The organism is Marinifilum breve (assembly GCF_003202155.1).
In the GTDB taxonomy this organism is placed as follows: Bacteria; Bacteroidota; Bacteroidia; order Bacteroidales; family Marinifilaceae; genus Marinifilum; species Marinifilum breve.
This window is the reverse complement of sequence record NZ_QFLI01000001.1, coordinates 694,875-709,023: the sequence shown is the minus strand read 5'-3', so window position 1 is coordinate 709,023 and position 14,149 is coordinate 694,875. Positions and strand designations below refer to the sequence as shown.

The window sequence follows — 14,149 nt, the reverse complement described above, 5'->3', positions numbered from 1 at the left end:
ATTTATCTGTAATGGTTTTAAATAGTAAAAGAAAGTTAAATCTTGGTTAGATTACTATTTCATGCCTTCAATACTTCTTTTGTTTTTCTCGTTAAAGAAGTTTTTACCTTCTGGAGAGTACAAATAATCTACATACTCTTTGAAATAAGCAATCACCTTATCGCGAACAACCTTCATCGTTGAATTCAGCAATTTATTCTCTTCGGTAAAACCTTCAGGCAATATGGCAATTGCAGTAGGCAACCAACGATGAGGGAACATTTCCTCATATTTTCCACCTGGACGATATTCGTTCATTTCTGCTTGCAATAAGTCCAAGGCAGCTTTCTGGCCTTCTTCCGAATCAGGAGTAAGGTTTTGTTCTTTTAGCTTGGCTACAACTGCTGCTTTGTTTGGAACAACAAGAGCAATGGTATAAGGATCCTGATTGTTGTACAAGATACATTGATCCATCAATGGTGATTGATCAACAAATGCTTCTTCGATTCCTTCAGGGCTGAATTTTTCTCCATCATTTGCGATCAGTAAAGACTTGAATCGTCCTAGTACATACAAGAAACCATCTTTGTCCATATAGCCCATATCGCCAGTGTGCAACCATCCATCTTTAAGTGTTTCTGCCGATGCTTTTTCATTCTTCCAGTAACCTTTCATTACGTTACCGCCTTTGATCACGATCTCACCTTTTTCACCAACAGGCATGGCATTGCCTTCATCGTCGCAAATGTTCAGGTCCATATTGCTAACCAAAAATCCAGACGAACCTAATTTGTGCTTGTGATGAGCATTTGATGAAATAATAGGAGAGGCTTCCGATAATCCGTAACCTTGGTACATTGGAATACCAATGGCATAAAAGAATCTCTGCAATTCGATATCCAAAAGTGCGCCACCTCCAACAAAGAATTTTAAGTTGCCGCCGAAGTTCTCTCTGATTTTCGAGAACAATATCTTATCGTAGAACATGTACATTGGCTTTAGAAACATTCTGCTTCCTTTGCCTTTGTTCCAACCATGATCGTTGTATTTGTATGCCAGGTTCAAGGCTTTGTTGAATAATTTCTCAACCTTTGGACCTTTGGCTTTGATTCCTTTCTCAATGTTCTTTTTGAAGTTCTTTGCCAAAGCAGGAACACTCATTAGAATGTGAGGCTTAATTTCTTTGATGTTTTTAGGAATGTTTTTCAGAGCCTCCATCGGCGATTTGCCTTGTTGAACGGCAGCAATTGATGCACCTTTTAGCATGAAGCTATAGATACCTGCAGTATGAGCAAAAGAATGATCCCATGGTAAAATCAACAAGGTTTTGTAATTCTCTGGAATGTGCATTAAGCTCGACGATTGAATTACATTGCTTGTGTAATTGTTGTGCGTTAAAATAATTCCTTTAGGATCGGCTGTTGTACCCGAAGTATAGGAAATATTTGCGTTATCATCTGCCTGAATTTCCTGTTGAATTTTATCTACATCCTTTTTCTCATCTTCGGCAAGTATTTCACCCAAGCTCATAATATCCGAAAGGAAAACTTCAATACCATCTACCTCAATATCTTCATCAATTACGATGATTTTTTCCAGAGTTTTGACTTCATCCTTAATCAAACGAATTTTTTCGAGATGATTTTTTGATACAATAACGTATTTTGCTTCGGAGTGAATTAATCTGAATTTTAATTCATTTTGAGCGTCAAGTTTCACAGATAAAGGCACATTAACTGCACCTGCGAATAATATTCCCAGTTCCGAAAGAACCCAGGCATTTCTTCCTTCCGATAAAAGGCCAATTCTATCTCCTTTATCAATACCAGAAGCATACAAACCATAGGCTAAAAGCTTAACTTGCTTGTGCAGTTCCTTGTAGCTTAGCGATTCATATTTCTCACCTGTATGTTCCCATAAATATGGATTGGATCCGTATTTTTTTACGCTTTCCTCAAAAAGTTGAATTATTGTATTCATCGATATATTATGTCAGTCTGATGTATAATCAATTAAGAAAGCCAAAAGTAATCGATTCGGTAGGTCAAAACAAATTATCCGATTTAAAAATTAATCAATACAGAGGTGATTAAATCCTTTTCAGAATCGATTTGAATGGAGGAATGGATTGGCTAACACATTTCAGAATTGTTTGAAGCCAATTGAAGCTTGAAATTAAGCCCTGCAACTTGTAGGGGAGTGATCGAAGCTTTAATTTCCATTTTTCCATTTTGTTTGACCGAATTTAAAGGTTTAAATACATCCAATCAAGTTGTTTGGGTCCAATTGAAGCTTGAAATTAAGCCCTGCAACTTGAAGGGAAGTAATCGAAGCTTGAATTTCCATTTTTCCATTTTGTTTGAAAGAATTTAAAGGTTTATATACATCCAATCAAATTGTTTGGGTCCAATTGAAGCTTGAATTTCCTTCAATCAAGTTGATGGAGTCAAATAGAAATGTCAATTTGAGTGTTTCAAGTTAGAGTGGTAGTGATTGAAGATTAAAACATCAGTTTGCCATAGATTTGTGTGTGCTTTAAGCCCTTGGAATGGTCATTCTTCTTTGTTATTGTTCATTTTGATTGGTTATTAAGGATGATTCTAATCTTTAAAGCCCTTTAAAAAGCTGATATATCTTCTTGTTTTTGCAGGTGCAAATATCTATTTTGAAGCCGATTATCGAAAAAACAATAAGATGAAAAACTGATTTTCGTTTTCACCCAAAGCGAAATAAAGATTGTCTTAAAAGAAAGAAACCTAAAACCATTAAAACTAACACTAACCCAATGAGTAGTTTAGAAAAATATTTTAAAAAGTTTCGAAAGAATACAGTTGGCTACGATGCTTGCTTTTATTCCCCTTTTGGAAAGCAAAAGATTGTATATGCAGATTGGATTGCCAGTGGACGTTTGTACGGACCCTTGGAAAAGAAGATGTTGAAGGAGTTTGGCCCTTATGTAGCCAACACGCATACGGAAACCAACGAGACCGGAACTTTAATGACTCAATCTTACCATAGAGCTCAGGAATTAATCAAAAAACATGTTAATGCAGGCCCGGATGATGTAATCATTCATGCCGGTTTTGGGATGACAGCGGTTGTAAATAAGCTGCAACGTATTCTTGGACTTAAAGGTTGTGGGATGATTGGAAGATACCAATGCCAAAAAGAAAGAGAAAAGCCAGTGGTTTTCTTAACTCATATGGAGCATCATTCCAATCAAACTTCATGGTACGAAACCAATGTTGATGTGGTAGTAGTTCCACCAGGTGATGATTTAACCATCAGTTTGGATAATCTAAGAGCCGAGTTGGAAAAATATAAGGACAGAGAGATGAAGATTGGTTCATTTACTGCTTGTTCCAATGTAACTGGAATTGTTACACCGTATTTCGAGATGTCTAAAATCATGCATGAATACGGTGGTATCTGTTTTATCGATTTTGCTGCATCGGCTCCATATGTTGATATTGACATGCATCCTGCCGATCCGAAAGCAAAGTTGGATGGCGTTTTCTTTTCGCCGCATAAATTTTTGGGAGGCCCGGGATCTTCAGGGGTAATGATTTTTGATTCGAAATTGTACAATTGTGAGGTACCCGACAATCCGGGTGGAGGAACGGTAGATTGGACAAACCCTTGGGGGAAATACAAGTTTGTAGATAATATCGAAGCACGTGAAGATGGTGGAACGCCAGGTTTTCTTCAAGCCATTCGTACCGCTTTGGCAATTGAGGTTAAAAACCAAATGGGCACCAAAAACATTGCTGAAAGAGAAGAGGAGCTGTTGGAACTGGCCTTTGGCAAATTAAAAGCAGTGAAGGATGTTCATATTCTTGCAGATAATGTTCAGAAGAGATTGGGTATACTTTCATTTTACGTAGAATACATTCATTACAATTTGTTGGTGAAGTTATTGAACGATCGATTTGGAATACAGGTAAGAGGTGGCTGTGCTTGTGCCGGAACTTATGGACATTATCTATTGGAAGTAAGTCAGGAACAATCGGATGCCATTACCAATGAGATTACTTCTGGTGATTTATCGCATAAGCCGGGATGGGTACGTTGGTCTTTACATCCAACAACAACAAACAAAGAGGTACTTTATTTTATCGACTCATTGGAAAAAGTAATCGAAAACTATGATGTGTGGAAAAATGATTACACTTACAATCGTAAAGTGAATGAATTCTACTATAGTGGTGGTAAGAATATCAAGAAAAAAATAGAAGTGAATGGTTTATTTGATCTATAAGCCAGAGTTTCATTAAAATATTTAATGCTTATCTGATTTTCGGATAAGCATTTTTTTATGTCCATTAAGTCATTGATTTTAATTCCTCAATTCACCCTCTTCTTAAAAATCATCTCCAAAATTATAAATGTGCAAATTCAAATATTTTTATATTTTTGGTAAAGATTAACCAATCAGATGAAAAAGTGTACGATATAATAGGAGACATTCACGGAGAGGCGGAAACACTAAAGAAACTGTTGAATCACTTGGGGTATACCGAGGGAGAATTGGGATATTCTCACCCCGAGAGAAAGGCTGTATTTGTTGGTGATTTTGTAGATAGGGGACCTGAAATTTTTAAGACTTTAAGCATTGTGATGAAGATGGTGACATCTGGAAATGCTTATGCTGTGGTAGGAAACCATGAGCTGAATGTTCTGGCTTATTACACAAAAGATTCTGATGGTCTATTTTTACGCGATCACAACCTAAAGAACAAGACTCAAATTAAGAAAACTTACGAAGAATTTAAGCTTGATAAGGTAAAGCGTAAGAAATATTTGAAGTGGTTACGTTCTCTTCCAATTTTTCTCGAATTGGATGGATTTAGAGTGGTTCACGCTTCATGGGACGATGAGGCTGTTGAGATTATAAAGAAAGAAAATCCTGAAAACAGGCTTAGCAAGAAGTTTTTAAGAAGAATCTATTTCGAGCGTGGTAAAGTATTTAATGCTTTAATGTTATTGCTAAAGGGCAGGGAGTTTACGATGCCCGACGATATGGTTCTAAAAGACGGTTATGGTTTCAAGCGAACTGCTTATAGAATAAAATGGTGGGAACCTATGCAAGGAAAGGGCTTTGAGGATATTTCGTTTGGAAATAGATTTAAACTTCCAAATTACACCATTCCACGCGAACTTTGTTATGATATTCCAACTTATCCTAAAGATGAACTACCCGTGTTTTTTGGACATTATTGTCTAAATGGAAAAGCAGGAGTAATTCGAGAGAACCTTTGCTGTGTTGATGGTTGCATTGCAAATGGGGGCATTATGGTGGCCTATAGATGGAATGGTGCACCACTTGACGCAAAGAACCTGGTAAAGGTTGATAAGGTAAAGAAGGTAGAGAGTTTATGATTTTACTTTCCCATTCTTTTTGAATAGATTAAGAGTAAGATTCCTGAAAAAGACAAAGGGATTAAAATTAGGAATACCGCCCAACTCATTGTATCAAAAAATCCGTAAAGAACAATTGCTATGCTGCTTATTATCATGATGTAGGCACTTGTTTTTATTTTCCAGAAGGAGAGAAGAAAGCCTGCGCCATAAATCATTGCAAGTGCATAAAATACAAAAATCCAGAATTCGGTGTATTCAGATTTGTTGTCGAGGATTTCGATGAATTCGGGAACCATAAACAATAGAAAAACTCCTGTAATTAAAAACCCTACGATCCTTGCGATTAGTAGAAAAAATCGCGAGGGATGATCTTGGTAATTCATTCTTCTTTCCATAATTCGTTTTTGAAATGGTGAGAAAAATAGCAAAGCTTGCAGATACAATTAAAAGTAATCAATTGTTAAGATAAAGTCAAGCCAAGTAATTTGGAGTTGGATTTTATGGGATTGTTCGTAATTTCGCACAAGATTAAATACTTCTTTTATGGATAAGATTAAGGTAATTGGCTTTGATGCAGATGATACATTATGGGTTAACGAACCATATTTTCGTGAAACAGAAATGAAATTCTGTGAGTTGTTGACCAATGGAATGAGTCTGGATGAGGTTACTAAAGAGCTTTTCAAGATTGAAATTGGAAACATTCCTTTGTATGGCTATGGCACAAAAGCTTTTATTTTATCGATGATAGAAACTGGCTTGAAAATTACCAATGGCAACCTTCCTGCTGAGAAAGTACAAGCGATTTTAGAATTGGGGAAAGAGCAAATTAATAAGCCTGTTGAATTAATAGATGGGGTAGAGTCTGTTTTAAAATCCTTGTTTGGAAGATATCGTTTGATTGTAGCAACAAAGGGCGATTTACTCGATCAGGAACGCAAGCTTAAGAAATCAGGATTGCTAAAATACTTCCACCACATTGAGGTGATGAGTGATAAACAGGAAAGTGATTACGAAAAGCTAATCAAGCATCTTGATATTGAAGCAGAGGAATTTTTAATGGTTGGGAATTCTTTAAAATCAGATATTCTGCCTGTTTTGCAGCTAGGAGGAAAGGCTGTTCACGTGCCATTTCACACTACCTGGGAACACGAAATGGTTGAAGAGGAGGAAATTTCCAATTCAGATTTTCAAAAAATCGAGAAGATTGAAGAATTGATTAGTTGCGTTTTATAGATAGGATTTTAATGCGTTTGTTTAGCATCTGGCCCTGATCTTTTTGTGTTTGAATTTTCTTGACTACATCCATTCCTTTTGTGACTTTACCAAATGCTGCAAAACCTTGTCCATCGGGGTTGCGCATTCCGCCAAAGTCCAACTCAGCTTGATTGCCAATACAAATAAAAAATTCGGTACTTGCCGATCCTGGTTCTAATCTGGCCATGGAGATTACTCCATTGGTATGCAAAATACCAGTTTCTTTGGTGGTTTCATGCTTTATGGTAGGCAGCTTATCCACGATTGAATCATGGAATAAGCCTCCTTGTATTACCTCAATCTTTATGTCATTGTTTGGTTGATTGTCCAACCTGACAACTCGGTAAAAACAAGCATCGTTAAAAACATTCTCATCAATATTTTGCATGAAATGTTTGGCTGTAATGGGCGCTTTGTCCTCAAAGATTTCCAATTCAATTTCGCCGAAATCAGTGCTAATTGTAACGATTGGATTTTGCGAATTACATGCAAATATTGTAATTACAAATGCGATAATAATGATGCTATATTTTTTCATGGCTGTGAGAAATTAAATCAAACCTCTGGATTTCAATTCCAAGTATTTATTCAAACTGTTAATCGTTAGATCTTTTGGATCAGTCAATATCGTATGAATACCATACTTTTCCAACTCTTTTGCAATTAGTTTTTTATCGAATAAAAACTTTTCTCCAATGGTTTTTACGTAAATGTCTTCAATGCTATCGGCTGTTTGTTTAGTCATTTCCTCAATTTCCGAATTGTTAAAGAAAATCACAACCAAAAGATGATCTTTAGCCAATCCCTGTAAATAGGGTAGTTGCCTTTTCATGGAATCCAAACTCTCGAAGTTCGTGTACAGCATCAGCAAACTTCGGCCTCTAACAAAGTGCTTTACCGATGAATAAAGCAGCTCGTAATTAGGTTCTGGATAATCAGTTTCCTGATTGTACAAAATCTCCATGATTTTCTTAACCTGGGTTCTTCTTCCACCTGCACGAATATTGGAATGAACATTCTTACCAAAGCAAAGCAAGCCTGCCTTATCGTGCTTTAAAATTGCAGTGTTAGATATTACCAAGCTTGTATTTATAGCATAATCCAAAAGGCTAAGTCCATAAAAAGGCATTTTCATGGATCTGCCACAATCAATAATGGAATATACAGGCTGCGCCTTCTCATCTTGGTATTGATTTACCATGATTTGAGATTTTCTCGCTGTTGCCTTCCAGTTTATGGTTCTGTAATCATCTCCTTTGACATACTCACGAATCTGATCGAACTCCATTTGATGTCCAATTCTACGAATCTTTTTGATTCCAAAATCTGTTAAACGGTTCGAAATAGCCATTAGTTCGTACTGGCGCATTTGCATGTATGAAGGATAACATGGAATCATTTCAGAATCACCCAATTTAAACCTTCTCTTGATGATCTTTAAGAATGAATAGGCATAAACATTAATTACGCCAAAATGATACTCTCCGCGACTTAAAGGCCTAAGCGAATAATTAACCAGTTTTTCTTCTCCTGCTTTTAGCGATAGCGAATAGTTAAAGTCTCTCTTTTGAAATTGAATTGGAATTTCATCAATTAAATCAATATGAACTGTGAAATTGTAGTTGTGCTGTAGTTTAATCTGAATCGGATTTTCATCTCCATTCGACAACTTTTCAGGACAAATTCGTTTTGCCTGAAAAGCATCTTTGGTTCGATACAAGAGAAGAATATCAAATCCCAATGCTATCACAAAAAACAGGCAGGCAAGTTTTGCAATGGTGTAAAGTATTGGGATAAAAAAGCCCAATACTGATATTACAGCAATAGCACTTATCAGCCAATAGAAAAAAGGGTGTAGGTATAAAGATTTAATAAACTTCATTATCGTGGGATTTCAATACCTTCCAAAATGTGATGAATGATTTCTTTTGGTTTAATTCCTTCCATTTCCTTCTCAGGAGTTAAAATTAAACGATGATGTAAAACCGGAGCAACAATATTCTTGATATCGTCAGGAGTCACAAAATCGCGTCCATGAATGGCAGCGAATGCCTTGGCTGCTGTCATTACCGAAACCGATGCACGAGGAGAGGCTCCCAAAATAATTCCAGGATGATTTCTGGTCTTTTGAACAATCTGTACAATGTATTTTCTAAGGTTTTCATCGATATGAATGGACTGAACTCTATCTTGCATTTCTTTAATTTGATCAGCAGATATCACCTTGTTTATGATTTGAGTTTCTAAAGCTCCTCTTCGTTCGTGTTTGGTTTCAAGTATGCTCAATTCTTCCTCTTCGCTTGGATATTCAAATTCAACTTTCATTAAGAATCGATCCAATTGTGCTTCAGGCAATCGATAAGTTCCTTCCTGCTCAATCGGATTTTGAGTTGCCAATACCCAAAAAGGTTCGCCCATTTTATAAGTGTTGCCATCAATACTCACCTGGTATTCTTCCATTACCTCAAACAGGGCAGATTGAGTTTTTGCAGGAGCGCGGTTGATCTCATCAATCAACACAATATTCGAGAAAATTGGACCTTGGTTGAATTCAAATTCCGATTTGCTCATGTTAAAGATGGTAGTACCCAAAACATCCGATGGCATTAAATCAGGCGTAAACTGAATTCTCGAAAAATCGGAACTAATTGCTTTTGCCAGAAGTTTGGCCGATAAAGTTTTGGCAATTCCAGGAACACCTTCTATTAAGATGTGTCCTTTTGAGAATAAACCGACAAGTAGTAAGTCGATGTTTTTTTCTTGTCCAACAATTACTTTTTGGATCTCAAACTTAATTTGATTGATTAGCTGATTTAACTCACCTAAATCAATTCTATTTTCGAATTGTGTGTTTCTTTCCATATGATGTGATTGTCTTATTTGCAATTATTATAGATGTACTCAATTTTGGAATGGAAATCTTCCAATCCCTCCTGAGTTAAATGTGTTAATGTTTCTATTGATTTGGATTGATCGAACAGCATTCGCAAGGTTTTCTCTGGCAAAGCTGATCGACTACTCAATTCTTTAATATTTTCCTTCTTAAAATCGATGTGATATCGAGATCTGATAAATTCTTTAAAGTATTTGAGTTTCTTATCTGCAATGTCTTTGTGGTTCTTTTTTGTGTAATACAAAGAACCTAAAGTTCGTATAAATTCAAGAGAAGTGTTTCTCAATGGTTGTATTATGGGAACAATTCTCTGTTGTCTTTTCCCTTGAAACAGGAGTAAGAATACCAGGGAGAAAAACAATAGGTAAAAACCCAATTTTAACGGCGGATGGGTTAATAGGTAATTTAGTGGAGAACTGTTTCTTAATGCTCTTGTTGGTTTGTAATATTCATCCCAAACAATAGAATGGTTTGGAAGATAGCTGAAAGCTCCTGCAATGTAATCAGCATTATTTTCTTCTACTACGTTGTAATTTGTAAATGATAATGGTTGGCAACAGAAAAAGATGTTTCCTTTGCCAAATTGCTTTTTAATAAATTGGATGTTTTTGTTGGCATCTCTTCCCAGCACCGTTAAACTATCCTTATTAAAGTTTTTAATGCTTACAACATCGAAAGCTTTTTCGTATTTATAACTTTTGTTTAAGGATATCTTTTGGTTTTCAAATTTTTGTACACGTAATGTTTTTCCAAGATTGGAAAACATTACATTGGGTGTGAGACTTAGATCAAGAGTATCGGCTAAAGAACAACTAATTGATGATGCTGAAATGAAAATTTGGTTTCCATTCTCGGCAAGTTTCACCAGTTTGTCAACGTCCCATTTTTTCATTTCCAAGCTATTGGTAATGAAAATGTAGTTCTTTAGTGGATCTGAATTACTGCTTTCAGGATAATTAAAAACTGGAACTGTTTTGAATTCTATTTCCTTATTAGGGAACAAGTCAGTTTTGATCAGATCCATTAAAAGATAGGAGCCAAAAGGCCTCTTGTCATCAGAATTGAAGTTTTGTGTCCAGTCGATTGGTGTTGGAGCAAATAGTTCAACAAGAAACAACACTATGAGTATGATGATAAACGGATAAGTTGATTTTGGAATTATCAGTTTCATATTATTGGTTTCTTGTATTAAACAATGAGTTAAATTTTTCGAAATCCTGACCAATTAAGGCATATTCGTCTTGAATTATCGAAAAGTTTCCATACCATACAGCTTCGTACAGATTGCTTAGCTTATTAAAGTCTGTTTTTACTTCTTGATCTTTTATTTCGTTGACGTAATCGTAATTGGTTTTCTCTGCCTTCCAATTGATGAAATTGTTTTTGCTAAGTGATTTTAAAGAAGATAAGAACTGGTAACGAACTGCAAGTCGGTATTCTCCCACTTTTACAGCTTTTGCAATTTCCTCTTCCCAATTCACGTTTTCAGGATTTACATCATCGGCAAAGGGAATATTCATAATTTTTTGATGCGGACTGAACAGTCCACTTGAGTTACTCTTGAGGATAATGTAAATGAGAAGAATTATTAGTCCGCCTAGGATGATGTATCGTAAATACCATACTACTCCAAGGCTTTTAACTAAAAATACATACCATCGGTTTAGCATCAAGCGTATTTTATCGAATAGGCTGATGTTTTCTACTTCAGAAAATTCGTAATTAAAATCCTTTTGTTGGCGATAGTTCTCAATCCTACTTTGGGTAATGTCTTTTTTAAAAATCTCTACTTGACCTTTATCAAGAATTAAAGTGTCTGTCTGATTGGTTTGGACAGCAAAGAGTTTGGTTCCCGATAGTATCAGGAACCATGTTATTAAAATTAATATTCTAAACGGATTATTCATTATTACCAATAGTTTCCAAATCCTTTAATAAAGCCGGGCTTTGTCTTTTCTCAATTAAATTAAAGTATTGCATTGCAATGGCTGTTAATGGCAAAATTTGTATAAGAGCATATCCAATTCCCTGTATAATTGAAAATAAGATCAGTAAAGATTTACTTGGTGTCATTGCATCACCGCTGGCCATAAATATGGTACTCGTTAATTGATAAATGGTTGATGGAAGTTGGAATACGAAATTTAATGCAGAGCTAATTAATCCCATAACAAAAAGAACGGCAAAGGTATTCCACCAATTGCTCTTAATCAGATTAAAACAACCGCTAATGGCATTCCCCACGCTTTCATCCTCGAAAACAATGATAGGAACAACCAAACTAATACAAATTGTAACGTAAATTCCTGGGATGATAAGAAGAACAAACCCAACAACGGCAATTATTGCTGATAGAATTATTGCCCCAAAGATTGTTGGAATATTGCTTAGCATGGCTTTTCCAACTTCAGTTACTTCAAAGTTGTTAGCTCCTTTGTCGCGATAAAACTTAATGTATTGCATTACAAAAGCAACTGCTACTGTGTATGAAATTAACATGAAAAAGTAGGAAGCTATTGTTGAATAGATAACAGTAGAAGATGAATAATTTGGACTTATTCCTGAACCGTTTCCTATTGAGAGCAGGGTTTCATATTGCAATAAACCTAAAACAACACCATGCAGTAATCCAAATGGTACCACATAGTAAAGCATTCCTTTTAATAAGTTTTTGAAGTTATACTTTATAAAAAGGAAAGTGTCGCTAAAAAGAAGCCCAAAATCTCTTACTTTTTCAAGTCTAAAATTCTCTGTAGTCATTTTTTATAATTTATGTTGATTCTTATATATTTTAACAGGATTAATTACAAAATACCAAATGATAAATGAAAAGGAACTGATGATAATAGCCCAACTCAGTACCATTGGCATGTCGGTGTGTCTTGTTACAAAACCTTCCAAAAATCCAGCAACTATGAATATTGGAAAGATTCCTGCAATAATTTTTACTCCTTTTCTAACACCAATTTGTATTGATGTTTTTCGAGGCAGAGTTCCTGTAAATATTAAGCTATTTCCCAAAACAATACCTGCAGCACCAGCAATTACAATTACCGATATTTCCAAGGCTCCATGTATCCAAATTACCCTTGTCGATTCCCAAAATAAATCGTGTCGCACAAAGAAGTATGTGAAACTACCCAGCATAACTCCATTAGAGAATAGCACATATCCAGTTCCGAAAGCAGTGAAAATTCCCAGTACAAATGCCAGTATAGATACTTTTACATTGTTAATGGTGATTCCCAGAAACATTAAGGTTTGTCCATGCTGTTTGTAAACAGCCATTGGATCATTCTTTTCAATGTTGTTCAAAGTCATATTTACATAGTCATCCCCTAAAATGGTTCGAACAAATGCTTGATCTCCTCTTGAAGATAAAATACCAATTAGAACAGATACAGAGAAGATCAAAAAAGCATATAGCAATTGCTTTCTTATGTCGTACAGTGTTAAAGGAAGTTCGGTAGTCCAAAAACTTCTAAATGCTCCTTTTTTTGCCTTTTTGTTCTTGTAGATTTGTTGATGAATCCGCATACTTAACTGATTAAGGTATGCAGTAGTTGAAGACTTTGGGAAAAATGTTCTGGAGTAAGATAAATCATCAGTAATTTGGATGTATAAATTAGCCAAAGTATCTGGATTACTTACTGATTGATCATTAATTAATTGCTCAAATTTTTCCCATTTATCTTTATTTCGATTAAGAAATACAATTTCTTTCATAAATATTAGAGCCAATAGTCTGTGTTAGATCGCTAAAGTTATTTTAAATAGTTTAATAAACAATAGGGCTTGTTGATAATTTACATCATATTTATTTAAGTTGTAGAAAAACAGTTGAATATGAATTCTATTTAATAAATTATGCTTGTAAATTTTCATCTTTTGTTTGCGATGGGTATATTCGTTGTGTATTAAACAAAACTACCTATGTCTAAAATTGGAATTGAAACTACTCAGAATGTACAATTAAATTTCCCGCTAGCCAGTGTGGGAGAGAGAATTGCAGCTTGTATGCTGGATGCATTATTTATCGGTGTATGTGCTTTTTTTACAGCCATGATGGTTGGACTTTTGGGAGAGGCATTTGCAATAGGGTTTGTTTTTTTGGTACCAATGTTATTTTACACTTTACTTTTTGAAACCTTTATGAATGGTCAAACTCCCGGAAAGCGTATCATGAAAATAAAGGTTTGTAAGATTGATGGAGATGCTCCTGGATTTATTCATTACCTAATTCGATGGATGTTTCGTTTGGTAGATATTAGCTTAACCAATGGTGTTGCAGCTATTCTTACCATTGTTATTGGAGAAAAAGGTCAAAGAATTGGAGATATTCTGGCGAAAACTACTGTTGTTAAAACAAATCATAGCATGAAACTTACCAATACCATATTATCTGAGGTACCAGATAACTATCAATTGGTTTTTCCTGAATCAAGAAAAATTGAGGATAAAGATTTGGAGCTTTTCAAAAGAGTGATACAACAACTGAAAACCATGAACGATCCTGTGGAAAAGTTGACCTTTGGTTTAAAAGCTCGAACAAAAGTGATGGAGAAATTGGGCATAAAAACAGAAATGCAACCAGAGCAATTTTTCCAAAGCTTGATAGATGATTATAACTTTATTCATAAAAACGTATAAATCAGAAGA

Annotated in this window: 13 protein-coding genes; 4 read left to right on the top strand and 9 right to left on the bottom strand. The window is 35.3% G+C overall.

Translation table 11 applies throughout. From position 1 onward, the window contains the following. Positions 1-54: 54 nt before the first annotated feature. Positions 55-1,959, bottom strand: coding sequence for an AMP-dependent synthetase/ligase (locus DF185_RS02925; protein WP_110359216.1), 1,905 nt, complete (start codon positions 1,957-1,959; stop codon positions 55-57). 805 nt (positions 1,960-2,764) lie between these two features. On the opposite strand from DF185_RS02925, the gene DF185_RS02920 reads away from it, so the two are divergent. Together DF185_RS02920 and DF185_RS02915 are read left to right on the top strand one after the other, a co-directional pair. Beyond that, positions 2,765-4,237 (top strand): aminotransferase class V-fold PLP-dependent enzyme, encoded by a 1,473-nt coding sequence (locus tag DF185_RS02920; protein WP_110359215.1) that lies wholly within the window; start codon positions 2,765-2,767, stop codon positions 4,235-4,237. A gap of 155 nt (positions 4,238-4,392) precedes the next feature. After that, positions 4,393-5,358, top strand: a complete 966-nt coding sequence (locus DF185_RS02915) for a metallophosphoesterase (RefSeq protein ID WP_165835919.1) — start codon at positions 4,393-4,395, stop codon at positions 5,356-5,358. A 2-nt stretch (positions 5,359-5,360) separates the two neighbouring features. Here the strand turns inward: DF185_RS02915 and DF185_RS02910 are convergent, their stop codons facing one another. Further along, a complete protein-coding gene (locus DF185_RS02910) occupies positions 5,361-5,735 on the bottom strand; it encodes a DUF7670 domain-containing protein (protein ID WP_110359213.1) in 375 nt (124 codons plus the stop codon). A 148-nt stretch (positions 5,736-5,883) separates the two neighbouring features. Here DF185_RS02910 and DF185_RS02905 point away from each other — a divergent pair, with 148 nt between their 5' ends. Then, positions 5,884-6,576: an HAD family hydrolase gene (locus tag DF185_RS02905; protein WP_110359212.1), complete on the top strand. Its 693-nt coding sequence runs from the start codon at positions 5,884-5,886 to the stop codon at positions 6,574-6,576. Here the strand turns inward: DF185_RS02905 and DF185_RS02900 are convergent. From DF185_RS02900 to DF185_RS02870, 7 genes are read right to left on the bottom strand one after another with little or no spacing between them, the layout of a single operon-like run. Then, positions 6,560-7,135 (bottom strand): peptidylprolyl isomerase, encoded by a 576-nt coding sequence (locus DF185_RS02900; RefSeq protein WP_110359211.1) that lies wholly within the window; start codon positions 7,133-7,135, stop codon positions 6,560-6,562. The two genes, DF185_RS02905 and DF185_RS02900, sit on opposite strands and share 17 nt — an antisense overlap. A 12-nt stretch (positions 7,136-7,147) precedes the next feature. Further along, the gene (locus DF185_RS02895) at positions 7,148-8,479 is read right to left on the bottom strand and encodes a DUF58 domain-containing protein (protein ID WP_110359210.1); all 1,332 of its coding nucleotides are present in this window, start codon (positions 8,477-8,479) and stop codon (positions 7,148-7,150) included. Further along, positions 8,479-9,459 carry an AAA family ATPase gene (locus tag DF185_RS02890; protein ID WP_110359209.1) on the bottom strand — a complete coding sequence of 327 codons (981 nt, stop codon included), beginning with the start codon at positions 9,457-9,459 and terminating at the stop codon, positions 8,479-8,481. Before DF185_RS02890 ends, DF185_RS02895 begins: the two co-directional genes overlap by 1 nt. A 14-nt stretch (positions 9,460-9,473) precedes the next feature. Then, positions 9,474-10,661 carry a DUF4350 domain-containing protein gene (locus tag DF185_RS02885; protein ID WP_110359208.1) on the bottom strand — a complete coding sequence of 396 codons (1,188 nt, stop codon included), beginning with the start codon at positions 10,659-10,661 and terminating at the stop codon, positions 9,474-9,476. 1 nt (position 10,662) lies between these two features. Beyond that, the gene (locus tag DF185_RS02880; RefSeq protein ID WP_110359207.1) at positions 10,663-11,397 is read right to left on the bottom strand and encodes a hypothetical protein; all 735 of its coding nucleotides are present in this window, start codon (positions 11,395-11,397) and stop codon (positions 10,663-10,665) included. Next, positions 11,390-12,250, bottom strand: a complete 861-nt coding sequence (locus DF185_RS02875; protein ID WP_110359206.1) for a DUF7847 domain-containing protein — start codon at positions 12,248-12,250, stop codon at positions 11,390-11,392. Before DF185_RS02875 ends, DF185_RS02880 begins: the two co-directional genes overlap by 8 nt. A 3-nt stretch (positions 12,251-12,253) precedes the next feature. Beyond that, positions 12,254-13,216: a stage II sporulation protein M gene (locus tag DF185_RS02870; protein ID WP_110359205.1), complete on the bottom strand. Its 963-nt coding sequence runs from the start codon at positions 13,214-13,216 to the stop codon at positions 12,254-12,256. Positions 13,217-13,423: 207 nt separating this feature from the next. On the opposite strand from DF185_RS02870, the gene DF185_RS02865 reads away from it, so the two are divergent. Continuing rightward, positions 13,424-14,140, top strand: a complete 717-nt coding sequence (locus DF185_RS02865) for an RDD family protein (protein WP_110359204.1) — start codon at positions 13,424-13,426, stop codon at positions 14,138-14,140. Positions 14,141-14,149: the final 9 nt, after the last annotated feature.